This is a genomic window from Bradyrhizobium sp. Leo114, assembly GCF_055229415.2.
In genome coordinates this window covers 133,674-156,104 of sequence record NZ_JBUYEN020000015.1, presented here as the reverse complement: position 1 = coordinate 156,104, position 22,431 = coordinate 133,674, and the positions used below count along the sequence as shown (strand labels likewise).

Sequence of the window (22,431 nt, the reverse complement as noted above, 5' to 3'; positions counted from 1 at the left end):
ACCCATCCTACAACGTCATTTCGGCCGCCTACGTTCCTACGCCCGCTTCTTGTCGCGCATCATGTCGGCGAAGCGCTTGAAGAGGTAATGCGAGTCGCGCGGGCCGGGCGACGCCTCCGGGTGATATTGCACGGAGAACACCGGCTTGCCGTCGAGCTGGATGCCGCAATTGGAGCCGTCGAACAACGAGATATGGGTCTGCGTTGCGCCGGCGGGCAATGTCGCCTGGTCCACAGCAAAGCCGTGGTTCATCGAGGTGATCTCGACCTTGCCGGTGGTCTCGTCCTTTACCGGGTGATTGGCGCCGTGATGGCCCTGGTGCATCTTTTTGGTCTTGGCGCCGACGGCGAGCCCGAGCATCTGATGCCCCAAGCAGATGCCGAAGGTCGGCGTACCCGACTCGATCACCTTCTGGATGACGGGCACGGCATATTTGCCGGTCGCGGCGGGATCGCCGGGGCCGTTGCTCAAGAACACGCCGTCCGGGTTCACCGCGAGGATGTCTTCGGCCGACGTGGTCGCCGGCACCACCGTGACCTTGCAGCCGACGCCGGCGAGCAGACGCAGGATGTTGCGCTTGATGCCGTAGTCGACAGCGACCACGTTGAATTCAGGGGTGGTCTGCCGGCCGTAGCCCTTGTCCCATTCCCAGGGCGTCTCGTCCCAGGTGAAGCGCTGACCGGAGGTCACCATCGGCACCAGGTCCATGCCTTCGAGGCCGGGCCATTCCCGCGCTTCTTCCTTGAGGCCGTGCAGGTCGAACCTGCCGTCTTTTGAATGCGCGATGACGGCGTTCGGCATGCCCTTGCTGCGGATCAGCGCCGTGAGCGCGCGGGTGTCGATGCCCGACAGGCCGATGATGCCGCGCGCTTTCAGCCATTGATCGAGATGGCGGGTGGCGCGGTAGTTCGACGGATCGGTAATGGCGGTGCGGAGGATCACCCCGCGCGCGCCCGGCGTTGCCGCCATGTTCACCGTCTCGATATCTTCGTCGTTGGTGCCGACGTTGCCGATATGCGGGAAGGTGAAGGTGATGATCTGCCCGGCATAGGAGGGATCGGTCAAAATCTCCTCATAGCCGGTCATGGCGGTGTTGAAGCAGACTTCGCCGACGGCCTGGCCTTCCGCGCCGAGGCCAAAGCCTTCCAGCACGGTGCCATCGGCGAGCACGAGGAGCGCGGTCGGTTTGTGGTCCGGCCAGGCTGAAGCGTTTTCGGATGTGGTCATGAGCCCTTTACATAGTTCCCACATCCTGCCGCGTCAAAGCGAAAGGGCGTCCATTCACACGGGTTTTGCGCCTATTTGACTGGCGGTTCCGGGGTTTTAAGCTAGGGTTCCCGCCATAACCTCGTTTCCCGGCCAAATTGCCCGTTTCGGAGCCCGCATGGACAACACGATGCCGATCCTGCTCGTCCCGGGCCTGGTTTCGTCGCCGCGGATCTTTGTCCCTGTCGTGCCGGCGTTGTGGCGGCTCGGACCGGTCACGGTCGCCAACCACATCCGCGACGATCATATGGGGGCGATCGCGCGCCGGATCCTGGCGGAAGCGCCGCCGCGCTTTGCGCTGGCCGGGCATTCGATGGGCGGCTACATCGCCTTTGAGATCATGCGCCAGGCGCCGGCGCGGGTGGCAAAGCTGGCCTTGATCAACACCCAGGCCCGCCCTGATACGCCGGAGGCCTCCGAGCGCCGCCGCGGCATGATGGCCCGCGCCAAAAGCGGCGATTTCCGCAGCGTATTGGATGAACTGTTTCCCGGCTTCGTGCACCCGTCGCGGCGCGAGGATGCGAGCCTGCGCCAGCTCGTCCACGACATGGGCAACGATGTCGGGGTCGAGGGGTTCATCCGCCAGCAGACGGCAGTGATCAGCCGCCCCGACTCGCGGCCGACGCTGGCCTGGATCAGGTGCCCGACCCTGGTGCTGACGGGCGACGAGGACCATACCATCCCGAATTCGCTGTCGGTGGAGATGGCGAACCGCATTCCCGGCGCCAAGCTCGTGATCCTGCCCAATTGCGGGCATCTGCCACAACCGGAACAACCCGAGGCGACCGCGAACGCGCTGGTCGAATGGCTGCGGAACTGAGGTTGTTCTCGCGGAACGAACGGCCTAGATGGAAGGTTTCATCATTCAGGGACACGGCCATGCTGCGCGACGACATCAACAACGCGGTCAAGGACGCCATGAAGGCGAAGGAGGAGCGCAAGCTCTCCACGCTGCGCATGGTCAATTCGACCATCAAGAACGCCGATATCGACGCGCGCGGCCAAGGCAAGCCGCCGCTTTCTGATGCCGAATTGCTCGGCGTGCTGCAGAAGATGATCAAGCAGCGCCAGGAAGCGGTCGAGCTCTACGACAAGGGCGGCCGCGCCGAGCTCGCCGCGCAGGAGCGCGAGGAGATCGCGGTGATCTCAGCCTATCTGCCGAAGCAGATGTCGGAGGATGAGGTGAAGGCCGCGATATCAGCCGCGATCGCCGAGACCAATGCTGCCGGGGTCAAGGACATGGGCAAGGTAATCGGCGCATTGAAGGCGAAGTACACCGGGCAGATGGATTTCGCGAAGGCCAGTGGCCTGGTGAAGGCGGCGCTGGGATAGGGCTTCGAACGGACCAGTTTCAAACCGACGGAGGACATCATGGCCGACCAGCAAGCCCAACCCTCCGGTCCCGATCTGTCGCAAGGCGTGGCGCCCTCCGACTTCTCCGGCGCCACTCTGCTCGGCCATGTCGGCGATGACGACGTGCTGCTGGTGCGTTCGGGGTCGGACGTCTTCGCGATCGACGCCCGTTGCAGCCATTATCACGGGCCGCTGGCGGAAGGCCTCGTCGTCGGCGAGAGCGTCCGCTGTCCCTGGCATCACGCCTGTTTCGATCTGCGCACCGGCGAGGCTGCACGCGCTCCGGCGTTGAGCACGCTCGCGGTGTGGAAGGTCGAGCACGAAGGCGAGCGCATCTTTGTCCGCGAGAAGCGCGAGCAGCCCAAGCCGCGCGTGAAAGGCGCGATCGATGCGCCCGGCCGCATCGTGATCGTGGGCGGTGGCGCGGCGGGATTTGCCGCCGCCGAGATGCTGCGACGACAGGATTATCACGGCAGCATCACGATGCTGAGCGGCGAGGCCGCGGCGCCTGTCGATCGGCCGAACCTGTCGAAGGACTATCTTGCCGGCAGCGCGCCGGAGGACTGGCTGCCGCTGCGGCCTGACGATTTCTATTCTGACGCCGCGATCGATCTGCGGCTCAAGACCAAGGTCGCGTCGATCGATCCGGCTGCGCACCAGGTGGTTCTCGCCGATGGCAAGGCCTTGCCCTATGACCGGTTGTTGCTGGCGACCGGCGCGGAGCCGGTGCGTCTATTGATACCGGGCGCGGACCAGCCCCATGTTCATCTTTTGCGCTCGCTGGATGATTGCCGCGCGATCATCGCTTCAGCGAGCGGCGCGCGCCGCGCGGTTGTGATCGGCGCAAGTTTCATCGGGCTCGAGGTCGCGGCCTCGTTGCGGGCGAGGGATATCGAGGTCCACGTCGTCGGGTTGGAGCAGCGGCCGATGGAGCGCGTGCTCGGGCCCGAAATGGGCGACTTCGTCCGCAGCCTGCACGAAGAGCACGGCGTTGTCTTTCACCTCGGCGATACCGTCACCGCGATGGACGGCAAGCGCGCGAGCCTGCAGAGCGGCGGCGTGCTCGAGGCCGATCTCGTCGTGATCGGCGTCGGCGTGCGGCCGCGTCTCGCGCTGGCCGAAAAGGCCGGGCTTGCGATCGATCGCGGCGTCACCGTCAATGCCTATCTCGAAACCAGCAGCGCCGGCATTTATGCAGCGGGCGACATCGCCCGCTGGCCGGATCCGCATTCCGGCGAGAACATCCGCGTCGAACACTGGGTGGTGGCGGAGCGCCAGGGCCAGACTGCCGCGCGCAACATGCTCGGTCAGCGGGAAGTGTTCAATACGGTGCCGTTCTTCTGGAGCCAGCATTACGACGTGCCGATCAACTATGTCGGCCATGCCGAGAAATGGGACGAGATCGACGTTGACGGCGATATTGCCGCAAAGGACTGCGTGGTGCGCTACAAGAGAGGCGGCCGCGTGCTCGCGGTGGCATCAATCTATCGGGATATTGCGAGCCTCGCGGCTGAGCTCGCCATGGAGCGCGGCGCGTTGGCGGCGTAGCCTGACCTCAGTACAATGCCGTCATGCCCGGGCTTGTCCCGGGCATCCACGTCTTTGTAGCTTGAGCAAGTGTCTTCGTGGATGGCCGGGACAAGCCCGGGCATGACGAGAATTGATCACTTCGGCTGCAGCTTCAGCGCTGCCGAGTTGATACAGTAGCGCAGGCCGGTCGGGCCGGGGCCGTCGGGGAAGACGTGGCCAAGATGGCCACTGCATTTCGAGCACAGCACCTCGGTGCGCACCATGCCGTGGCTGTGGTCGGTCTCCTCGTCGATATGGCCTTCCGTCGCCGGCTGCGTGAAGCTCGGCCAGCCGCAGCCGGAATCGAACTTGGCATCGGATTCGAACAAGGTCTGGCCGCAGCCGGCGCAGACATAGGTGCCCTGGCGGTGCTCATGCTCGTATTCGCCGGTGAAGGGACGCTCGGTCGCTTTCTCGCGCAGCACCGCATATTGCATCGGCGTCAATTCCTTGCGCCATTCGGCGTCGCTCTTGACGACCTTGTCTGGGGTCTTGGTATCGGACATGAAGGCTCCTCTCACTATACCGTCATTGCGAGCGAAGCGAAGCAATCCATGCCGCAGCACGTGGAGAGATGGATTGCTTCGTCGCTTCGCTCCTCGCAATGACGGAAACTGTGGCGCTTAATTCGTGACCTTGGTGTTGCCGACCAGTGTCGGCTTCTCGATGTAGTTTTCCGCGAAGATCTTCTTCAGGTTCTCGACCTTCGGGATGTCATTATACGCAATATAGGGTTGGTTGGGGTGCAGCGTCAGGTAGTCTTGGTGATAGGCCTCCGCGGGATAGAACCCCTCGAGCGGTCCGACCTTGGTCACGATCGGTTTCTTGTAGACCTTGGCGGCATTGAGCTGGGCGATATAGGCCTCCGCCACCTTCTTCTGATCGTCGCTGGTGGCGAAGATCGCCGAGCGGTATTGCGTGCCGGTGTCCGGACCCTGGCGATTCATCTGCGTCGGGTCGTGCACGACCGAGAAGAAGATCTGCAGGAGCTTGCCGTAGGAAACCTGCTTCGGGTTGTACTTGATCTCGACGGATTCCGCGTGTCCGGTCGTGCCGGTGGAGACCATGTTGTAGTCGGCGGTCGCCTTGTTGCCGCCGGCATAGCCGGAAACCGCGCTGACGACGCCAGCGGTGTGCTGGAACACGCCCTGCACGCCCCAGAAGCAGCCGCCCGCGAGCACCGCGGTCTGGATGCCATCGGTGGCCTTTGCGTCGAGCGTCGGGACGGGAATGATCACGGCGTCTTCAGCCGCCCGCGAGGGGGCTGCGGCAAGTGCGGCGATGGCCAGCGCGCCGAGGGCGGCAGCGCAGAGCGACAGGCGGCGGAACGGGCGATTGGACATGGTTTCCTCTTTGGATGGGAGGGCCTGGAGCCAGTCTAGAACGGAAGCCGGGTTTCGGAAATCGGGCGGTCTTCCCCTGGATGCCGAAGATACGGGCTGAGGAGGGGGGTGTTACGGCCGGATGGACACGAGTCTGTGAACCAGCCCCGTCATTGCGAGGAGCGGAGCGACGAAGCAATCCATGCCTCCGCAAGGGGATAAATGGATTGCTTCGCTTCGCTCGCAATGACGGGGGAGAGGATCACACCACCACGGAGAGCCGCTTCGCCGCGCGCGTGATCCCCGTGTACAGCCACCTCGCGCGGCTGTCCTGGAACGCAAAACTTTCGTCGAACAGTACGACGTCGTCCCATTGCGAGCCCTGCGACTTGTGCACGGTGAGCACATAGCCGTAGTCGAATTCGTCGTAGGGCTTGCGCTGTTCCCATGGGATGGTCTCGATGGCGCCGCCGAAGCATTCGCCGCGCACGGAGACCTTGGTGACCTTGTGGCCGAAATCCTCGTCCGGCATCACGCGCATGGTGATGATCTTGGATTTCGATTGCGCGCGCGCTTTCACCCGCCACAGGCCGCCGTTGAACAGGCCCTTCTTGCGGTTGTTGCGCAGGCAGACCAGCTTGTCGCCGGCGACCGGCAAGGGATCCTCGATGTTCTGCCGCTGTCGCATCCGCATGTTGTAGGCGCGGCGGGTGTTGTTGCGGCCGACCAGCACCTGGTCGGCATTCATGACGCGCTCGGGATCGAGCTCGTTGCGCGGCACCACCTCGCTCTCGCCATGGCGGCCGATCTCGAGCTCGCGGCCTTCGCGGATGTCCATCGACATCCGCACGATCGGATCGTCCTGCGCCTGGCGATGCACCTCGGTCAGCATCGCGTCGGGCTCGGCATTGGTGAAGAAGCCGGCGCCCTGGATCGGCGGAAGCTGCGCGGGATCGCCGAGCACGAGCAGTGGACAGTCGAACGACATCAGGTCGCGGCCGAGCTCGGCGTCCACCATCGAGCATTCGTCGATCACGATCAGCTTGGCTTTCGATGCCGGCGCGTCGTCCCACAATTCGAAAGTCGGCTGCTCGACGCCGGATTCGCGGGCGCGGTAGATCAGCGAATGGATAGTGGAGGCGTTCTCGCAGCCCTTGTTGCGCATGACCAGCGCGGCCTTGCCGGTGAATGCCGCGAATTTCACCTCGCCGTCGACGCCGTCGGCGATATGTTGCGCCAGCGTCGTTTTGCCGGTGCCGGCATAGCCGAACAGGCGGAAGATCGGCGGTGTGCCGTTCTTACCCGGTTTTGCCTTGAGCCAGTCGGCGACGGCTTTCAGCGCGGAATCCTGATGCGGCGTAAAGGTGGTCATGGGTCTCGGCGGAGGAGAGGACAAGCGGGCGATCGCCCGCCGACTCAGCCCCTCAACCTAGCCATTCAGGCTGCCGGCGCAAGGTGCCGGCCGGCCGCCCCAGGATACCCAAAGATACCCAAGCCTATTGCCAGCCGGGAACGCCGCGCATATCCGGCAGGTGGTGAGCGATACCCTTGTGGCAGTCGATACAGGTCTTCTCGCCCGTGAACAGAAAGCGCTGATGCGCCACGCTCGCCCGCGGCGACTGCTTGGTGATGTCCATCGATTGCGCGCTGTGGCAGTTGCGGCATTCGAGCGAATCATTGGCCTTGAACCGCGCCCATTCATGCAGCGCGAGCTCGAGCCGATTGTCGACGAACTTGTCGCGGGTGTCGATGCTGCCGAAAAGATGGCCCCAGACTTCCTTGGAGGCCTGCATCTTGCGGGCGATCTTGTCGGTCCAGTTGTGCGGGACGTGGCAGTCCGGGCAGGTCGCGCGCACGCCGGAGCGGTTGGTGAAGTGGATGGTGGACTTCAATTCGGCAAAGACGTTGTCACGCATCTCGTGACAGCCGGTGCAGAATTTTTCGGTGTTGGTCAGTTCCAGCGCGGTGTTGAAGCCGCCCCAGAAGATCACGCCGGCGACGAAACCGGCAAGCACCAAGACGCCGAGCCCGAACACCGAGCTCGGCCGGATCAGCACGTCCCATAGTTCGAGGGCAAAACGCCACGGCCGCGCAAACCAGCCTTGGCCTGGCGGAGCCTTGTCGACGTCGCTCATCGAGGGCCACCGGGTGCTGGGCGATTCAGGATGGTGTCGATGTCGACGAAATCATTGGTCACCGGCGGCGTCGTGACGTTCTGCGGAACGTGACATTCCGTGCAGAAGTAGCGGCGTGGCGACACCGAGGCGAGGAACTGGCCGTCGCGGTCCATGAAATGGGTGATGCTCACCATCGGCGCCTGCGATTCGCCGGTGCGGGCGCGGGCATGGCAGGACAGGCATTTGTTGCCGTTCATATCGACCTGGTAGCCGTCGATCGAATGCGGGATCACCGGCGGCTGCTCCGGGTAGTTGCGGATCTCCCGTTCAGCGGTGTTGCGCATCGGCGTCATCGGCGGCGCCGGTCCCTCCTCGTTGAGCGGGGCGGGACCGCGCAGGCCGGACGTGACGCCTTGCGCGAGCAGCGAGCTTGAAGCGGCGACAAGCGCAATGGCAAGAACAACGATAGCGGACTTTCCGATCATGTCGTCGTCACCTTCTCGATGCGCACAGCGCATTTCTTGTAGTCGGTCTGCAGCGAAATCGGATCGGTCGCATCCAGCGTCACCTTGTTGATGAGCTTGGATTCATCGAACCAGGGCACGAACACCAGGCCGCGCGGCGGCTTGTCGCGGCCGCGGGTCTCCAGCCGGACGCGGATGAAACCGCGGCGGGATTCCACCTTGACCTCGTCGCCGCGGCGCAGCTTCAGATCAGCGGCGTCGTCGGGGTGCATGAAGCAGACGGCTTCAGGAAATGCCCGGTAGAGTTCGGGAACGCGGCGGGTCATGGTGCCGGAGTGCCAATGCTCCAGCACGCGGCCGGTCGAGAGCCAGAACGGAAAGTCCTTGTCGGGCGATTCCGCCGGCGGCTCGTAGGGCAGTGCGAAGATCCGCGCCTTGCCGTCGGGGAAGCCATAGAACTGAACGCCGGTGCCCTGCTGGACGTAGGGGTCGAGCCCCTCGCGGAAGCGCCAGCGGGTCTCCTGGCCGTTGACGACAGGCCAGCGCAATCCGCGCACCTGGTGATAGGTGTCGTACGGCGCGAGGTCATGGCCGTGGCCGCGGCCGAACGAGGCATATTCCTCGAACAGGCCCTTATGGACGTAGAAGCCGAAGGCCTTCGACTCGTCATTGGCGTAGCCGGCCTCGATGTCGGTGACCGGGAACTTGTCGACCTGGCCGTTGCGGTAGAGGATGTCGAACAGCGTCTTGCCGCGATACTCCGGCATCTTCGCGATCAGCTCTTCCGGCCAGACTTCCTCGACCTTGAAGCGTTTGGAGAACTCCATGAGCTGCCAGAGGTCGGAGCGCGCCTCGCCCGGCGCCGACACCAGTTGGTGCCAGGTATGCGTGCGGCGTTCGGCGTTGCCATAGGCGCCTTCCTTCTCGACCCACATCGCCGTCGGCAGGATGAGGTCGGCGGCCAGCGCCGTCACGGTCGGATAGGCGTCCGACACCACGATGAAATTCTCGGGGTTGCGATAGCCGGGATAGGTCTCCTCGTTGCCGTTGGCGGCGGCCTGCAGGTTGTTGTTGACCTGGATCCAGTAGGCGTTGAGCAGCCCGTCCTTCAGCATTCGGTTCTGCAGCACGGCATGATAGCCGGGCTTGTCGGGAATGGTGCCTTCCGGAAGCTTCCAGATGTGCTCGGCCTTGGCGCGATGCTCCTTGTTGGTCACGAGCATGTCGGCCGGCAGGCGGTGCGAGAAGGTGCCGACCTCGCGCGCGGTGCCGCAGGCCGATGGCTGGCCGGTCAGCGAGAACGGGCTGTTGCCGGGCTCGGAGATTTTTCCGGTCAGGAGGTGGATGTTGTAGACGAGGTTGTTGCACCAGACGCCGCGGGTGTGCTGGTTGAAGCCCATGGTCCAGAAGCTCGTGACCTTGACCTTCGGATCGGCATAGAGCTCGGCGAGTGCCTGCAGCCGGCTGAGCGGGACGCCGGCCATGTCGGCCGCCTTCTCCAGCGTGTAGTCGGAGACGAACTTGACGTATTCGTCATAAGTCATGTCCTGGGCATCGCCCGCCTTGGCGCGGCCGGTCGCCTTCTTCTCCAGCGGGTGGTCGGGCCGCAGGCCGTAGCCGATATCGGTCTGGCCGCGCTTGAACAGCGTGTGCTTGTCGACGAAATCCTTGTTGACCCGTCCGGTCTTGACGATGTGGTTGGCGATCGCGTTGAGCAGATAGAGGTCAGTCTGCGGCTTGAACACGAGGCCGATGTCGGCGAGATCGAACGAGCGATGCTCGAAGGTCGAAAGCACGGCAACGCGCACATGCGGCGCCGAGAGGCGGCGGTCGGCGACCCGGGTCCACAGGATCGGGTGCATCTCCGCCATGTTCGAGCCCCACAGCACGAAGGCATCAGTGGCCTCGATGTCGTCATAGCAGCCCATCGGCTCGTCAATGCCGAAAGTGCGCATGAAGCCGACGGCAGCGGAGGCCATGCAATGCCGCGCATTGGGATCGATGTTGTTGGAGCGGAAGCCGGCCTTGAACAGCTTTGATGCCGCGTAGCCTTCGAAGATCGTCCACTGGCCGGAGCCGAACATGCCGATGCCGCTCGGCCCGCGCTTCTTCAGCGCGGCCTTGAACTTCTCCGTCATCACATCGAAGGCCTCGTCCCATGAGACTTCGGTGAAATCGCCGTTCTTGTCGTACTTGCCGTCCTTCTTGCGCAGCAAAGGCTTGGTCAGGCGATCATGGCCGTACATGATCTTGGAGAGGAAATAGCCCTTGACGCAGTTCAGGCCGCGGTTGACTTCCGACTTGATGTCGCCGTGGGTGGCGACGACGCGGTTGTCCTTGGTCGCGACCATCACGCTGCAGCCGGTGCCGCAGAAGCGGCACGGCGCCTTGTCCCACTTCATTTCGCTCTCGGCGCGTTCGGTGACGAGGTTGGCGGCACCTGCCGCAACCGGCATGCCTCCGGCGAGCGCCGCCATTGCGGCGGCTTCCAGTTTCAGGACCTGGCGGCGATCCAGCTTGGGGGCGGTCATGGCATTTCCTTCCCTTCATCAAGGGGCGGCCGATCACGTGTCATCACACGTTATCGGCGTCGACGGCGTGGAACACGAGCGAGGCGGAATAGACGTTGGGCAGCGCGGAAATCGTGTTGAGGGTCGCGCCGAGCGAGCTTGCGTCGGGCGCATCCACGACGACCACGAGCTTTCCCTTCTCATCGCGGCCGTAAATCTCGCAGCCGCGCAGTGCCGTGATCGCAGCTTCGGTGGCATCGAGCCGCTCAGGCCGGGTTTGCACGAGGATGCTGGCGATCTCGCCGCCGGGCGGCGGCACGACAGGCTCGGCCTGCAGGACGCGCCCCGTGATGAGCGCTCGGCGGTCGATGGTGGTCTGAGCTCTGATCATGTCGGGTGTTCCTTGAGAAATCGGCTGCTCAATGTGGCGGGGGAGGGCCCGGCGGGCCCGCGATCATCTGATAGATCCACACAGCAAGTCCGTAGCTGCCCACCGTGGCCACGGCCAAAGCGGGCATCACAACTGCCGTGAGAAAAAGAAATGCGAAGATCTCCATGCGCCTACGGCGCGGCCTCGCGCTCGCATCGTCGCTGGTTGCCGACATACGTCGTCTCGATTCGATTTGGATTGTGTGGGGGAAGGCCTCGTTGCCTTCCGAAAAAAAGTAACGTCGCTGGGATACTTTAGCACTGATCTAAATCAATGCGCGCCAAAACTATACTAGCTCGAAGCGGATTCGGCGGCGCCGCTACCCGCAAGGTTACTGTTTGGTTGCGGCGCGCGTCTTCCGCCATCCGGAATTGGCAAAGGCTGGACTTCGCGCGCCCCGGCAATACACTGCAGCAAACAAACAAGACGTACGGGAGCGACGCCATGAAATTCGGCATCTTCTACGAGCTGCAACTGCCGCGTCCGTGGAACGAGGGCGACGAGCTCAAGCTTTATCAGGACGCATTGACGCAGCTCGAGACCGCCGACCGGCTCGGCTACGACTATGCCTGGGTCGTGGAACATCATTTCCTCGAGGAATACTCGCACTCGCCGGCGCCGGAATCGTTCCTGGGTGCGGCAAGCCAGCGCACCCGCAACATCCGGCTCGGGCATGGCATCTTGCAGCTCACGACCAACCATCCCGCGCGTGTCGCCGAGCGGGTCGCAGTCCTCGATCTCCTCAGTAACGGGCGCTGCGAGTTCGGGATGGGCGAGAGCGCCTCGATCACCGAATTGACGCCGTTCGGCCGCGACATGGAGACCAAGCGGGAAGTGTTCGAAGAGGCGGTCGCGGCGATCTTCCCGATGTTCACCAAGATCGGCACCGAGCATCACGGCAAATATTTCGATATCCCCTTGCGCAACGTGGTGCCGAAGCCGGTGCAGAAGCCGCATCCGCCGCTCTGGATGGCGTGTTCGCAATTGCCGACCATCGAGCGCGCCGGGCAGCACGGCTTCGGCGCGCTCGGCTTTCAGTTCGTCAGCGCGGACGCGGCGCATGCCTGGGTGCATGCCTATTACAACGCGATCACCAAGCGGCTGAAGAAGCTCGCCGACTACCAGATCAATCCCAACATGGCGCTGGTGTCGTTCTTCATGTGCGCCAAGACGGATGAAGAAGCGCGCGCCCGCGCCGACGGCGCCACCTTCTTCCAGTTCGCGCTGCGCTATTATGGCGCGTCGCAGAACCGGCAGCGGCCGGCGCCGGGCACCGTCAACATGTGGGACGAGTACAACAAATGGAAGCGCGACAATCCGGAAGCGCAGGAAGCCGCATTGCGCGGCGGTCTGATCGGATCGCCTGAAACCATCCGCAGGAAGCTGCGCCGCTTCCGCACCTCGCACATCGACCAGGTGATCCTGCTCAATCAAGCCGGCAAGAACACGCACGACCATATCTGCGAGTCGCTCGAATTGTTCGCCCGGGAAGTGATGCCGGAGTTCCAGCACGATCCCGAGCACGATGCATGGAAGCAGGGCGTGATGAGCGGCGAGATCAAGCTCGAGGAGATCGACACCGAAGCGTTCAAGGATCGCTACGGCAAACTGTCGATCAACCCTGGCTCGCAAGCGGAGAAGGCAGCAGCGAGCGGCTGACAAATTTGAAGGCAGCGCCACACTCCACCGTCATGCCCGCCAACGGATCGGCGCGAAGCGCCGCCCGATGACAGGCTCCGGCGGGCATCCAGTGCGCCGCGGCATTTCGGCTCACGCTCTGGCGCCGGTGGTTACTGGATCGTCTGCTTTCGCGGACGATGCCAGCGGAGAGCTGTCCGCATCCCGATTTCGTGAAGGAAATATTTCGCTACGCACAATCCGCGGCTTGAAAGAAACCGCGCGTCCGGTGCCCGATGGCAGTGCGGGCATCGCTATTTTTTCGGGGTCCTCGACAGCCTCATTCGTGCCCCCCATCATTCCCTGACGCCGCATGATGGCGCGCGGATAACGCGCTCGATCGTCAGGAGAATTTGGTAGTGAAGCGTCGCGAGTTCCTAACACTGTCGCTCGGCTCTGCCGCCGTCGCTGCTTTGCCCTTGCGCGCGCAGGCCGAGGCGGCGCTAAAGGAAATTCGTGTCGGCTACCAGAAAACCGGCGTGCTGGTTATCGCGCGGCAGCGCGCAACCTTGGAAAATCATTTCAAGTCGGCCGGCATCGAGGTGAAATGGGTCGAGTTTTCCTCGGGCCCGCCGATGATGGAAGCGATGAATGTCGGTAGCATCGACTACGGTGCGGTCGGCGACTCGCCACCGGTATTTGCGCAAGCTGCCGGCGCGGCGATCGTTTATGCCGCCGGCCAGCCGATCACCAACGGCCAAGGGATATTGGTGCCTCAGAACTCGGCCATCCGCACGATTGCCGATCTCAAGGGCAAGCGCATCGGCTTCACCAAGGGTTCCAGCGCGCACAATATCGTGGTGCAGACGCTGGAAAAGGCCGGGCTCACCTATAGCGACATCACCCCGGTCTACCTGACGCCCCCGGATGCGGGCCCGGCATTCGCCAATGGCAGCATCGATGCCTGGGCGGTCTGGGATCCCTATTTCGCGATCGGCGAGACCAAGCAGAACGGCCGCATCCTGATCAACTCTTACGAGATCACCAAGACCAACTCGTTCTTCATCGCCAACCGCGACTTTTCGAAAAACCACGGACCGATCCTGCAGCAGATCAACGACGTCATCGCGTCGACCGCGACGTGGGCGGAGGCGCACCGCGACGAAGTGGCCAAGTCGCTCAGCACTGTGACCGGCGTTCCGCTCGACATCCAGGCCGTCGCTGCCAATCGCGCCGCGTTCAAGATCGGACCGGTCACCGACGACATCGTCGCGACCCAGCAGGGCGTTGCCGACCGCTTCTTCAAGCTCGGCCTGATCCCGAAACAGATCGCGATCCGCGACATCGTCTGGCGCAACCCCCAGAGCTGAGTTCATTTCCACGCAGAGGTCATCATGCGACGTATTATTCAACGCTGGATCACCAGCGCGGTGGTTTCAGTCAGCATTGTCGCTGCCGCCGTCAGCGCGTCCTACGGGCAGGAGAAAACCGTCCGCGTCGGCTTCCAGAAATACGGCAAGCTGGTTCTGCTCAAGAGCAAGGGCACGCTCGAGGAGAAGCTGAAGGCGGTCGGCTACAAGGTGGTGTGGACCGAATTCCCGTCCGGACCGCCGCTGCTCGAGGCGCTCAATGTCGGCGCGATCGATTTCGGCAACACCGGTGAAGCGCCGCCGATCTTCGCGCAGGCCGCTGGCGCGCCCATCCAATATGTCGCCTATGAGCCGCCGGCGCCGAAAGGCGAAGCGATCCTGGTGCCGAAGGACAGCCCGCTGAAGTCGGTTGCCGATCTCAAGGGCAAGAAGGTCGCGCTGAACAAGGGCTCCAACGTCCATTATCTCCTGGTAAAGGCCCTGGAGAAAGCCGGCGTCAAATATTCCGAGATTGAGCCGGTGTTTCTCGCGCCCGCCGATGCGCGCGCCGCCTTCGAGCGCGGCTCGGTCGATGCCTGGGTGATCTGGGATCCGTTCCAGGCCGCGGCGGAAGCTGCGACCGGCGCGCGCACGCTCGCCGACGGCACCGGCGTTGTCTCGAACTACCAGTTCTATTTCTCCTCGAAGAAGTTCCTGGAGAGCGATGCGAAGATCGTCGATCTCGTGCTCGCGCAACTGAGCGAGGTCGATGACTGGGCCAAGGGCGACATCCACGCGGTCGCCGAGCAACTCGCGCCGTCGATCGGCCTTTCGGTCCCGGTGGTCGAGGTGGCGTTGAAGCGCCAATCCTACGGCATCAAGCCGCTCACCGATTCCGTGATCGCCGACCAGCAGCAGGTGGCGGACACGTTCTTTGCCCTCGGCCTGTTGCCGAAAGCCATCAAGATTTCAGACGTCGCGCGGAGGTCCGGATCGTGACTCAGCAACCCAACGCCAATATCCTCTGGTTCCTGCCGACCCATGGCGATGGCCGTTATCTCGGCACCTCCATCGGCGGACGCGAGGTGAACTTCAACTATCTGCGCCAGATCGCGCAGGCGGCCGACCAACTCGGCTATTACGGCGTGCTGCTGCCGACGGGACGAAGCTGCGAGGACTCCTGGGTGGTCGCTTCCGCGGTCGCGCCTCAGACGGAGCGGCTGCGCTATCTGGTGGCGGTGCGGCCCGGCCTGCAGTCGCCAGCCGTCGCTGCACGCATGACCGCGACGTTGGACCGGCTGTCGAACGGTCGGCTCCTGATCAACGTCGTCACCGGCGGCGACCCCGTCGAGAACAAGGGCGACGGCATCTTCCTGGCGCATGACGAGCGCTACGAGGTGACGCGCGAGTTTCTCAACGTCTATAACGACCTGCTCGCTGGCAAGACCGTCAATGTCGAGGGCAAGCACATCCGCATCGAGGACGGCCGGCTCTTGTTCAAGCCGATCCAGTCGCCGCGGCCGCCGCTCTATTTCGGCGGCTCTTCGGATGCCGGCATCGATGTTGCCGTCGATACCGTCGACAAGTATCTGACCTGGGGCGAGCCGCCGGCGCAGGTGGCCGACAAGATTGCGCGTGTGAAGGCGGTTGCCGACAAGCGCGGCCGCAAGATCTCCTTCGGCATTCGCTTGCACGTGATCGTGCGCGAGACCAATGCGGAAGCCTGGAAGGCCGCCGACGAATTGATCCAATACGTCACCGACGACACGGTGGCCGCGGCGCAAAAGATCTTCTCGCGCATGGACTCGGTCGGTCAACAGCGCATGGCAGAGCTGCATGGCGGTCGCCGCGACAAGCTCGAGATCAGCCCCAACCTGTGGGCGGGCGTTGGCCTCGTGCGCGGTGGCGCCGGCACCGCGCTGGTCGGCGATGCCCAAACGGTGGCGGCGCGGATCAAGGAGTATCAGGACCTCGGCATCGATACCTTCATCATGTCGGGCTACCCGCATCTCGAAGAAGCCTACCGCTTCGCCGAACTGGTGTTCCCGCTGCTGTCGCTTGAGCATGGCGGCAACGTGACGCCGATCCGCGTTAACACCGGACCGTTCGGCGAGACCATCGGCAACGAATATCGGCCGCAAAAGCAGGTATCGGAATCATGAGCCTCATCGACAGCCTCCCGCGCGTCCGCGCGCCCAAATTGCCGCGGGCTGACGGCCTGATCCCCTGGATCGTGCCGCTTGCCATTATCGTCATCTGGCAGCTTGCCTGCGTCACCGGGTTTGTGCCCGCGCGGGTGCTGCCGGCACCGACCGACGTTGCGCTGGCGGGATGGAAACTGCTGTTGTCAGGCGAACTGGTCCGCAACATCTGGGTCAGCTTCTGGCGCGCGAGCATCGGCTTTTTGATCGGCGGCGGCATCGGCTTCGCATTCGGCCTCGCCAACGGCCTGTCGCAACTCTCGGCGAAACTGACCGACACCACGCTGCAGATGGTGCGCAATATCCCGCATCTGGCGCTGATCCCGCTGGTCATCCTATGGTTCGGGATCGACGAGTCGGCAAAACTGTTCCTGGTGGCGCTCGGCGTGTTCTTCCCGATCTATCTCAATACGCTGCACGGCATCCGCACCGTCGATCCGCAACTGATCGAGATGGGCCGCATCTATGGCATGACCGACGGCGAATTGTTCCGCCGCGTGATCTTCCCCGGCGCGCTGCCCTCGATTTTCGTCGGCCTGCGTTTTGCCCTCGGCATCATGTGGCTGACCTTGATCGTGGCCGAGACAATCGCGGCCTCCTCGGGGCTCGGCTACATGGCGATGCAGGCGCGCGAATTCATGCTGATCGACGTCGTCGTGCTCTCGATCCTGATCTACGCCCTGCTCGGCAAGCTCGCCGACAGCGCCTCGCGCGCGCTGGAGCGGCTGACGCTGTCCTGGCATCCGGCCTTCCAGAAACACTAAGGAACTGAGGAAGAAATGCAGGAAGTCCTTCGTTTTCGTCCGCTCGAGGCCGAGGCTGTCGCGCGCGAGGATTTTGCCGAGGAGGCGCGTCAGTTCCGCCGCAGCCCCGACATGCCGTCGCGCGGGCTGTCGCTGACCATCCGCGGCTTGCGCAAATCCTTCGGCGACAATGAGGTGCTGCGCGGCATCGACCTGCACATTCCGGCCGGCCAGTCGGTCGCGATCGTGGGCCGCAGTGGCTGCGGCAAGAGCACATTGCTGCGGCTGATCGCGGGGCTGGAGAAGCCGACCGCCGGCAGCATCGGTTTCGGCGAGCAGGCGCGCGCCGAGGATATCCGCGTCATGTTCCAGGAGCCGCGGCTCCTGCCATGGGCGCGCGTGCTGTCGAATGTCGAAGTCGGCCTCGGGCGCGAGCGATCGTCCGCCGATGCGCAGGCGCGCGCCGAGAAGGCACTGGTCGAGGTCGGCCTCGGCGACAAGCGCGGGCAATGGCCTTCGGTGCTCTCGGGCGGCCAGAAGCAGCGCGTCGCGTTGGCCCGCGCGCTGGTTAGCCAGCCCCGGGTGCTGGCCTTCGACGAGCCGCTCGGCGCGCTGGATGCGCTGACCCGGATCTCGATGCAGCGGCTGCTCGAGCGAGTCTGGCGCGATCAGGGCTTCACCGCGATCCTGGTGACGCATGATGTCTCGGAAGCGGTGGCGCTGGCCGACCGGGTGCTGGTCATTGAAAATGGCCGCATCGCACACGATTTCAATGTCGACATCGCGCGCCCGCGCGAGCGCGGCTCCGCCGAACTCGCGGCGCTCGAGGGCGCGATCCTGAAGAATCTCCTGGAAGGCACCGAAGACACTTCCGACGATCTGTGAGGCCCACATGAACTCCGCCGTCCGCAACATCGCGATCGATCCCGTGGTCACCTCCGACGAGTTTCGCGGCGCCATGCGCCATCTGACCGGCGGGGTCAACGTCATCACGGCGGGGCGCGGCAAGGACATCTCCGGGATGACGGTGACTTCCGTCTCCTCGTTGTCGGTCGAGCCGGCCTCGCTGATCGTGAGTCTCAATCGCGCCGCGTCGTCCTGGCCGCTGGTCAAGCGTCACGGCGTTTTCGGCGTGAACATCCTGAGTTCGGACCAGGTCGAGATCGCCGAGCGCTTCACCGGCAAGGGCGGGCTGAAAGGCGCCGAGCGCTTTGCCGGCGCCGAATGGACGACGCGCGCCTCCGGCGTGCCGCTTCTGGTCGGCGCGCTGGCGGCGATCGATTGCGAGGTCGAGGATGTCGTGGAGCGTCATTCGCACGCAATCGTCATCGGGCGCGTGCTCGACCTGCAGGTCTCCTCGCGCACGGGAGCGCTCGCCTATTGGCAGGGGCGCTATGTCGCCGTCGACCAGGACGAGGATGCCGCCAAGCTGGCCGACGTCAGCGTACCCACACGCGGTGTGCATCTGCGTTAAGGGTCGATGACTTCTCTTTGAAGCGGAATTCCGGGTGAGGGGAGCCTCCGCGAGCGCAACTGCTATCGTATTCGCGGAGACAGCCCCTCACCCCAACCCTCTCCCATAAGAACGGGGCGAGGAAGAACGGCCGTCATCGCTTTTGGGAACGGACACGCCAGCCGTGGCGTTTTGCCTCCTCGCGCAATAGAAGGCATCAGTCTTCTATCGCCGGAAGGGAACGAAGCGCGTCATGGGCTCGATGAAACGTCTTGCAACCTGGGTCTTCTACGGCATCGGTGCGCTCGCGATCGCCTATCTCGCGCTCTATGCCTATGTCGCCTTCACTGGGCGCGACTTTACGCCCGGTGATCCCATTCACATCTTCCGCAAGCCGGACGCGCCGAGTTATTCGTAGCTCCATGCGTCATTGCGAGGAGCGAAGCGACGAAGCAATCCATGCCTCCGCGTGCGGCGCTATGGATTGCTTCGCTGCGTTCGCAATGGCGGTGGTGGCGATTACCCGGCCGTCGCCAGGCGCTGATAGTCCGCCGTGCCCGATCCCGCGGGCGGGATCGGCAGGCCGCCATCGGCATATTCGTTCAGCTTGTTGCGCAGCGTGCGGATCGAAATGCCGAGGATGTTGGCGGCATGGGTGCGGTTGCCGAGGCAGTGCTTCAGCGTCTCCAGGATCAGATCGCGCTCGACGTCGGCAACGGTACGGCCGACCAGCGCGCGCGTCACCTGCTCGGCGGCGAGGGTGGCGTGAGCGACCGCCGGCGCGGTCTTGGCGAGGTCGAGGCGGTCGCCGTCCGGAGTCACGATGGCGGCGGGGCCGATCTCGTCGCCCTGCGCCATCAGCACGGAGCGGTGGATGGTGTTTTCAAGCTCGCGGACGTTGCCCGGCCAGCGGTTCGTGGTCAGCACCAGCCGTGCCTCGGATGACAGCGGCCGCGCCGACACGCCATTGGCCTCGGCGTATTTCTTCGCGAAATGCTGCGCCAACTCCAGGATGTCGGCCGGCCGGTCGCGCAGCGGCGGGATCTTCAGGTTGACGACATTGAGGCGGAACAAGAGGTCCTCGCGGAAGGTGCCGGCGCGCACCGCGTCTGCGAGATTGCGGTTCGAGGTCGCGATGATGCGGATGTCGACAGGCACCGGCTTGGCGCCGCCGACGCGGTCGATCACGCGCTCCTGGATCGCGCGCAGCAATTTCGATTGCAGCCGCACGTCCATTTCCGAGATTTCATCGAGCAACAGCGTGCCGCCGGTGGCTTCCTCGAACTTGCCGATACGGCGAGCGATCGCGCCGGTGAACGCGCCCTTCTCGTGGCCGAACAATTCGGATTCCAACAGATGCTCGGGGATCGCGGCGCAATTGATCGAGATGAACGGCCGTTTGGCGCGCGCCGAGCGGGAATGGACGTAGCGCGCCAGCACTTCCTTGCCGGTCCCGGATTCGCCGGTGATCATCACGGAGGCGTCCGAGCCCGCGATCTGCTGCGCCAGCTTGATCACACGGCCCATGGCTTCGTCGCGGTAGACGAGGTCGCGGGAATCATTTGCGACCGCGGCGAGTACGGCGGCGATCAATTCCGGCTCCGGGGGCAGCGGGATGTATTCCTTGGCGCCGGCGCGGATCGCCGCCACCGCGGCGCGGGCGTCATTGGAGATACCGCAGGCGACGATCGGCACGTGGATGTGCTCGGCTTCCAGGCGCATCACGAGGTCGCGAATGTCGAGGCCGACATCGACCAGCAGCAGGTCGGCGCCCTTGCCGCCGCGGAGCACCGCCATCGCCTGCTCGTTGCCTTCCGCGTGCGTCACGGAGGCGCCGTTGTCCATCGCGATCTTGGTGGCGGTCGTGAGCTGGCCCTTGAGGGTGCCGACGATGAGAAGCCGCATGAGTGTCTCCTGTCTCCCGCGCGTCCGTCGCGCGTCTATCGGTTAAAGGCTAGCTACGCTCTGCCTTGATGATTTCGGTCATGGTCACGCCGAGCTTGTCCTCGACCAGCACCACTTCGCCGCGCGCCACCAGGCGGTTGTTGACATAGATATCGATGGCCTCGCCGACCCGGCGGTCGAGCTCGAGCACGGTGCCGGGGCCGAGCTTCAGGAGCTGGCCGACATCCATCTTGGAGCGGCCGAGCACGGCCGAGACCTGCACCGGCACGTCGAAGACGGCTTCCAAGTCGGAGGCGATGCGCGAAGCATGTTCGTCCTCGTTATAGCCCACATCGTCGTCCCTTGGCGCGTCCGCCGAGTTGAGGTCGGGGAGCGGGACATGTGTGTCGGTGTCACTCATCGTCGATCCTTTGGCTCAATCCTCATGGCCGTTGGTCACGGGACGCCATGTAGCGTCCGACAAGTTCGTTGATCTTGGCGTCGATCGTCGCGCGTTCCAGCACGATGCCGCCGTCGGCCCATTCGATCCGGCAGTCGCCGATCGCAATGGTCGGCTCGGCCAGGATCACGAGGCGACCCTGAAAGCCGCTCTGCGCGGCCAGCCGCTCGATCTTATCGCGCGCGCCCTCGTATAGCGCATCATTGATGCGGACCACGATGTGAGGTGTCGAGACCAGATGCGAGAAGCAGTCGGACACCAGCGCCGTGATCTCGCCAAGCGGTTCGCGCGCGATCATTTCGCCGCACAATTTGCGCGCGACCGAGACCGCGACGTCGACGGCTTCGGTCTCCATCCGCGCCTCGATGCCGGAAAAGCGCGACGCGATGGTCTTGATCGCAAGCCCGATCTCTTCCAGCGCGAGCGCGGCGCGGCGGTCGCTCTCCACCTTCGCTTCGTGCTGGGCGGCATCGTAGCCGTTGCGATAGGCGCGCGCTTCGGCTTCCGCGACCTTCTGGGCGATCTCGGCGGCGGTTGCGGCGCGCTCGCGCGACTTGGCGGGGACCGAGAAGTCGGTATCGAACAGGAATTTTGCGGGCGCGGCCATCAGTACACCAGTTCGTCGTCGGCGCGGTTCTTGGTCAGCATGATCTCGCCCTTGGCGGCGAGGTCCTTGGCGAGATTGACGAGCAGCGCCTGCGCCTCGTCGACGTCGCGCAGGCGCACCGGTCCCATCGCCGCCATGTCATCCATCAGCATCTTGCCGGCGCGCGAGGACATGTTGCCGAGGAAGAAGTTGCGGACCTCCTCATTGGCGCTCTTCAGCGCAATGCCAAGCTTCTCCTTGTCGACATGGCGCATCAACGTCTGGGCCGAGCCTGAATCGAGCTTGACCAGGTCGTCGAAGGTGAACATCAGCGCCTTGATGCGTTCGGCGGATTCGCGGTTTTCCTCTTCCAGCGAGGTGATGAAGCGCGTTTCGGTCTGGCGGTCGAAATTGTTGAAGATCTCGGCCATCACCTCATGGGCGTCGCGGCGGCGGGTCTGCGACAGGTTGGACATGAATTCGGTGCGCAGCGTCTGCTCGACGCGCTCGATTACTTCCTTCTGCACAGCCTCCATCCGCAGCATGCGGCCGACGACATCGAGAGCGATATCCTCGGGCAGGATCGCCAGCACGCGCGCGGCGTGCTCGGACTTCAGCTTCGACAGCACCACGGCGATGGTCTGCGGATATTCGTTCTTGAGGTAGTTGGCGAGCACCTCTTCCTGGACGTTGGAGAGCTTCTCCCACATGTTACGGCCCGCGGGTCCGCGGATCTCGTCCATGATGCCGCTGACGCGGTCGGCCGGCAGATATTGCTGCAGCAGCCGCTCGGTGGCGTCGAAATTGCCCATCAGCGCGCCGGAGGCCGACATCCGCGAGACGAATTCGAGCAAGAGGTCCTCGACCACGTCGGCTTCCACGGTGCCGAGCGTCGACATTGCCATCGATAGCTCGCGCACCTCGTCATCGTCGAGCAGCGACCAGACCTTGCCGCCGTATTTCTCGCCGAGCGCCAGCATCAGGATCGCCGCGCGCTTCGGGCCGGAGATCGGCTTGCTCTTCGGACGGTCGCCCTGACGGCTCGACAGGGTCGAGATGACGCTCGTGATATCGTTGGCGTTTGCGGTTTGCGGGACGCTGGCCATC

Annotated in this window: 24 protein-coding genes; 11 read left to right on the top strand and 13 right to left on the bottom strand. The window is 64.1% G+C overall.

Annotated features, from left to right (window positions below; genetic code table 11):
• Window positions 1-36 precede the first annotated feature (36 nt).
• A complete protein-coding gene (gene carA, locus ACZIRK_RS19990) occupies window positions 37-1,227 on the bottom strand; it encodes a glutamine-hydrolyzing carbamoyl-phosphate synthase small subunit (RefSeq protein ID WP_463328009.1) in 1,191 nt (396 codons plus the stop codon).
• Between the two features lie 157 nt (window positions 1,228-1,384).
• On the opposite strand from carA, the gene ACZIRK_RS19985 reads away from it, so the two are divergent.
• The 3 genes from ACZIRK_RS19985 to ACZIRK_RS19975 are packed head-to-tail and all read left to right on the top strand — an operon-like array spanning window position 1,385 to window position 4,167.
• A complete protein-coding gene (locus ACZIRK_RS19985; protein ID WP_130226012.1) occupies window positions 1,385-2,086 on the top strand; it encodes an alpha/beta fold hydrolase in 702 nt (233 codons plus the stop codon).
• Window positions 2,087-2,145: 59 nt separating this feature from the next.
• A complete protein-coding gene (locus ACZIRK_RS19980) occupies window positions 2,146-2,598 on the top strand; it encodes a GatB/YqeY domain-containing protein (RefSeq protein ID WP_028165380.1) in 453 nt (150 codons plus the stop codon).
• A 39-nt stretch (window positions 2,599-2,637) separates the two neighbouring features.
• Window positions 2,638-4,167 (top strand): FAD-dependent oxidoreductase, encoded by a 1,530-nt coding sequence (locus ACZIRK_RS19975; protein WP_130226011.1) that lies wholly within the window; start codon window positions 2,638-2,640, stop codon window positions 4,165-4,167.
• 116 nt (window positions 4,168-4,283) lie between these two features.
• Here ACZIRK_RS19975 and msrB read toward each other — a convergent pair whose 3' ends face one another.
• The 8 genes from msrB to napE form a co-directional block, all read right to left on the bottom strand.
• The gene (gene msrB / locus ACZIRK_RS19970) at window positions 4,284-4,694 is read right to left on the bottom strand and encodes a peptide-methionine (R)-S-oxide reductase MsrB (RefSeq protein WP_130226010.1); all 411 of its coding nucleotides are present in this window, start codon (window positions 4,692-4,694) and stop codon (window positions 4,284-4,286) included.
• A gap of 117 nt (window positions 4,695-4,811) precedes the next feature.
• Window positions 4,812-5,531, bottom strand: coding sequence for a peptide-methionine (S)-S-oxide reductase MsrA (msrA, locus tag ACZIRK_RS19965; RefSeq protein WP_130226009.1), 720 nt, complete (start codon window positions 5,529-5,531; stop codon window positions 4,812-4,814).
• Window positions 5,532-5,772: 241 nt separating this feature from the next.
• Window positions 5,773-6,882, bottom strand: a complete 1,110-nt coding sequence (locus ACZIRK_RS19960; protein WP_130226008.1) for an ATP-dependent DNA helicase — start codon at window positions 6,880-6,882, stop codon at window positions 5,773-5,775.
• A 124-nt stretch (window positions 6,883-7,006) separates the two neighbouring features.
• Window positions 7,007-7,645: a NapC/NirT family cytochrome c gene (locus ACZIRK_RS19955; RefSeq protein WP_028165375.1), complete on the bottom strand. Its 639-nt coding sequence runs from the start codon at window positions 7,643-7,645 to the stop codon at window positions 7,007-7,009.
• Complete coding sequence (locus ACZIRK_RS19950; RefSeq protein ID WP_165435216.1) at window positions 7,642-8,112, bottom strand: nitrate reductase cytochrome c-type subunit; 471 nt, start codon at window positions 8,110-8,112, stop codon at window positions 7,642-7,644. The genes ACZIRK_RS19955 and ACZIRK_RS19950 overlap by 4 nt, the downstream gene beginning before the upstream one ends.
• Window positions 8,109-10,622 carry a periplasmic nitrate reductase subunit alpha gene (gene napA / locus ACZIRK_RS19945; protein WP_130226006.1) on the bottom strand — a complete coding sequence of 838 codons (2,514 nt, stop codon included), beginning with the start codon at window positions 10,620-10,622 and terminating at the stop codon, window positions 8,109-8,111. The genes ACZIRK_RS19950 and napA overlap by 4 nt, the downstream gene beginning before the upstream one ends.
• Window positions 10,623-10,665: 43 nt before the next feature.
• Window positions 10,666-10,992: a chaperone NapD gene (locus ACZIRK_RS19940; RefSeq protein WP_028165372.1), complete on the bottom strand. Its 327-nt coding sequence runs from the start codon at window positions 10,990-10,992 to the stop codon at window positions 10,666-10,668.
• A gap of 28 nt (window positions 10,993-11,020) precedes the next feature.
• The gene (gene napE / locus ACZIRK_RS19935) at window positions 11,021-11,206 is read right to left on the bottom strand and encodes a periplasmic nitrate reductase, NapE protein (protein WP_028165371.1); all 186 of its coding nucleotides are present in this window, start codon (window positions 11,204-11,206) and stop codon (window positions 11,021-11,023) included.
• Between the two features lie 269 nt (window positions 11,207-11,475).
• On the opposite strand from napE, the gene ACZIRK_RS19930 reads away from it, so the two are divergent.
• The 8 genes from ACZIRK_RS19930 (at window position 11,476) to ACZIRK_RS19895 (ending at window position 18,812) form a co-directional block, all read left to right on the top strand.
• A complete protein-coding gene (locus ACZIRK_RS19930; RefSeq protein ID WP_130226005.1) occupies window positions 11,476-12,690 on the top strand; it encodes an LLM class flavin-dependent oxidoreductase in 1,215 nt (404 codons plus the stop codon).
• 377 nt (window positions 12,691-13,067) lie between these two features.
• Complete coding sequence (locus ACZIRK_RS19925; protein ID WP_463328008.1) at window positions 13,068-14,018, top strand: aliphatic sulfonate ABC transporter substrate-binding protein; 951 nt, start codon at window positions 13,068-13,070, stop codon at window positions 14,016-14,018.
• A gap of 24 nt (window positions 14,019-14,042) precedes the next feature.
• Window positions 14,043-14,996, top strand: coding sequence for a sulfonate ABC transporter substrate-binding protein (locus tag ACZIRK_RS19920; protein WP_130226004.1), 954 nt, complete (start codon window positions 14,043-14,045; stop codon window positions 14,994-14,996).
• Entirely contained in the window at window positions 14,993-16,159 is a 1,167-nt protein-coding gene (gene ssuD, locus ACZIRK_RS19915; RefSeq protein ID WP_463328007.1) for an FMNH2-dependent alkanesulfonate monooxygenase, read from the top strand. Before ACZIRK_RS19920 ends, ssuD begins: the two co-directional genes overlap by 4 nt.
• On the top strand, window positions 16,156-16,962 hold the full coding sequence (locus tag ACZIRK_RS19910; RefSeq protein ID WP_130226002.1) for an ABC transporter permease subunit: 807 nt from the start codon (window positions 16,156-16,158) through the stop codon (window positions 16,960-16,962). Before ssuD ends, ACZIRK_RS19910 begins: the two co-directional genes overlap by 4 nt.
• Before the next feature lie 15 nt (window positions 16,963-16,977).
• A complete protein-coding gene (locus tag ACZIRK_RS19905) occupies window positions 16,978-17,826 on the top strand; it encodes an ATP-binding cassette domain-containing protein (RefSeq protein ID WP_028165365.1) in 849 nt (282 codons plus the stop codon).
• 7 nt (window positions 17,827-17,833) lie between these two features.
• Complete coding sequence (locus ACZIRK_RS19900; protein ID WP_130226001.1) at window positions 17,834-18,415, top strand: flavin reductase family protein; 582 nt, start codon at window positions 17,834-17,836, stop codon at window positions 18,413-18,415.
• A gap of 232 nt (window positions 18,416-18,647) precedes the next feature.
• Window positions 18,648-18,812, top strand: a complete 165-nt coding sequence (locus ACZIRK_RS19895) for a hypothetical protein (RefSeq protein ID WP_165435215.1) — start codon at window positions 18,648-18,650, stop codon at window positions 18,810-18,812.
• 101 nt (window positions 18,813-18,913) lie between these two features.
• Here the strand turns inward: ACZIRK_RS19895 and flbD are convergent, their stop codons facing one another.
• From flbD to fliG, 4 genes are read right to left on the bottom strand one after another with little or no spacing between them, the layout of a single operon-like run.
• Entirely contained in the window at window positions 18,914-20,299 is a 1,386-nt protein-coding gene (gene flbD / locus ACZIRK_RS19890) for a sigma-54-dependent transcriptional regulator FlbD (RefSeq protein ID WP_463328006.1), read from the bottom strand.
• A gap of 49 nt (window positions 20,300-20,348) precedes the next feature.
• The gene (fliN, locus tag ACZIRK_RS19885) at window positions 20,349-20,699 is read right to left on the bottom strand and encodes a flagellar motor switch protein FliN (RefSeq protein WP_028165361.1); all 351 of its coding nucleotides are present in this window, start codon (window positions 20,697-20,699) and stop codon (window positions 20,349-20,351) included.
• A gap of 22 nt (window positions 20,700-20,721) precedes the next feature.
• Entirely contained in the window at window positions 20,722-21,345 is a 624-nt protein-coding gene (locus tag ACZIRK_RS19880; RefSeq protein WP_130226000.1) for a FliH/SctL family protein, read from the bottom strand.
• Window positions 21,345-22,430, bottom strand: coding sequence for a flagellar motor switch protein FliG (fliG, locus tag ACZIRK_RS19875; protein WP_028165359.1), 1,086 nt, complete (start codon window positions 22,428-22,430; stop codon window positions 21,345-21,347). The genes ACZIRK_RS19880 and fliG overlap by 1 nt, the downstream gene beginning before the upstream one ends.
• Window position 22,431: the final 1 nt, after the last annotated feature.

Coding starts and splice junctions, on each gene's coding strand:
- carA (WP_463328009.1), bottom strand. CDS start 1,227: ATGACCACATCCGAAAACGCTTCAGCCTGGCCGGACCACAAACCGACC.
- ACZIRK_RS19985 (WP_130226012.1), top strand. CDS start 1,385: ATGGACAACACGATGCCGATCCTGCTCGTCCCGGGCCTGGTTTCGTCG.
- ACZIRK_RS19980 (WP_028165380.1), top strand. CDS start 2,146: ATGCTGCGCGACGACATCAACAACGCGGTCAAGGACGCCATGAAGGCG.
- ACZIRK_RS19975 (WP_130226011.1), top strand. CDS start 2,638: ATGGCCGACCAGCAAGCCCAACCCTCCGGTCCCGATCTGTCGCAAGGC.
- msrB (WP_130226010.1), bottom strand. CDS start 4,694: ATGTCCGATACCAAGACCCCAGACAAGGTCGTCAAGAGCGACGCCGAA.
- msrA (WP_130226009.1), bottom strand. CDS start 5,531: ATGTCCAATCGCCCGTTCCGCCGCCTGTCGCTCTGCGCTGCCGCCCTC.
- ACZIRK_RS19960 (WP_130226008.1), bottom strand. CDS start 6,882: ATGACCACCTTTACGCCGCATCAGGATTCCGCGCTGAAAGCCGTCGCC.
- ACZIRK_RS19955 (WP_028165375.1), bottom strand. CDS start 7,645: ATGAGCGACGTCGACAAGGCTCCGCCAGGCCAAGGCTGGTTTGCGCGG.
- ACZIRK_RS19950 (WP_165435216.1), bottom strand. CDS start 8,112: ATGATCGGAAAGTCCGCTATCGTTGTTCTTGCCATTGCGCTTGTCGCC.
- napA (WP_130226006.1), bottom strand. CDS start 10,622: ATGACCGCCCCCAAGCTGGATCGCCGCCAGGTCCTGAAACTGGAAGCC.
- ACZIRK_RS19940 (WP_028165372.1), bottom strand. CDS start 10,992: ATGATCAGAGCTCAGACCACCATCGACCGCCGAGCGCTCATCACGGGG.
- napE (WP_028165371.1), bottom strand. CDS start 11,206: ATGTCGGCAACCAGCGACGATGCGAGCGCGAGGCCGCGCCGTAGGCGC.
- ACZIRK_RS19930 (WP_130226005.1), top strand. CDS start 11,476: ATGAAATTCGGCATCTTCTACGAGCTGCAACTGCCGCGTCCGTGGAAC.
- ACZIRK_RS19920 (WP_130226004.1), top strand. CDS start 14,043: ATGCGACGTATTATTCAACGCTGGATCACCAGCGCGGTGGTTTCAGTC.
- ACZIRK_RS19910 (WP_130226002.1), top strand. CDS start 16,156: ATGAGCCTCATCGACAGCCTCCCGCGCGTCCGCGCGCCCAAATTGCCG.
- ACZIRK_RS19905 (WP_028165365.1), top strand. CDS start 16,978: ATGCAGGAAGTCCTTCGTTTTCGTCCGCTCGAGGCCGAGGCTGTCGCG.
- ACZIRK_RS19900 (WP_130226001.1), top strand. CDS start 17,834: ATGAACTCCGCCGTCCGCAACATCGCGATCGATCCCGTGGTCACCTCC.
- ACZIRK_RS19895 (WP_165435215.1), top strand. CDS start 18,648: ATGGGCTCGATGAAACGTCTTGCAACCTGGGTCTTCTACGGCATCGGT.
- flbD (WP_463328006.1), bottom strand. CDS start 20,299: ATGCGGCTTCTCATCGTCGGCACCCTCAAGGGCCAGCTCACGACCGCC.
- fliN (WP_028165361.1), bottom strand. CDS start 20,699: ATGAGTGACACCGACACACATGTCCCGCTCCCCGACCTCAACTCGGCG.
- ACZIRK_RS19880 (WP_130226000.1), bottom strand. CDS start 21,345: ATGGCCGCGCCCGCAAAATTCCTGTTCGATACCGACTTCTCGGTCCCC.
- fliG (WP_028165359.1), bottom strand. CDS start 22,430: ATGGCCAGCGTCCCGCAAACCGCAAACGCCAACGATATCACGAGCGTC.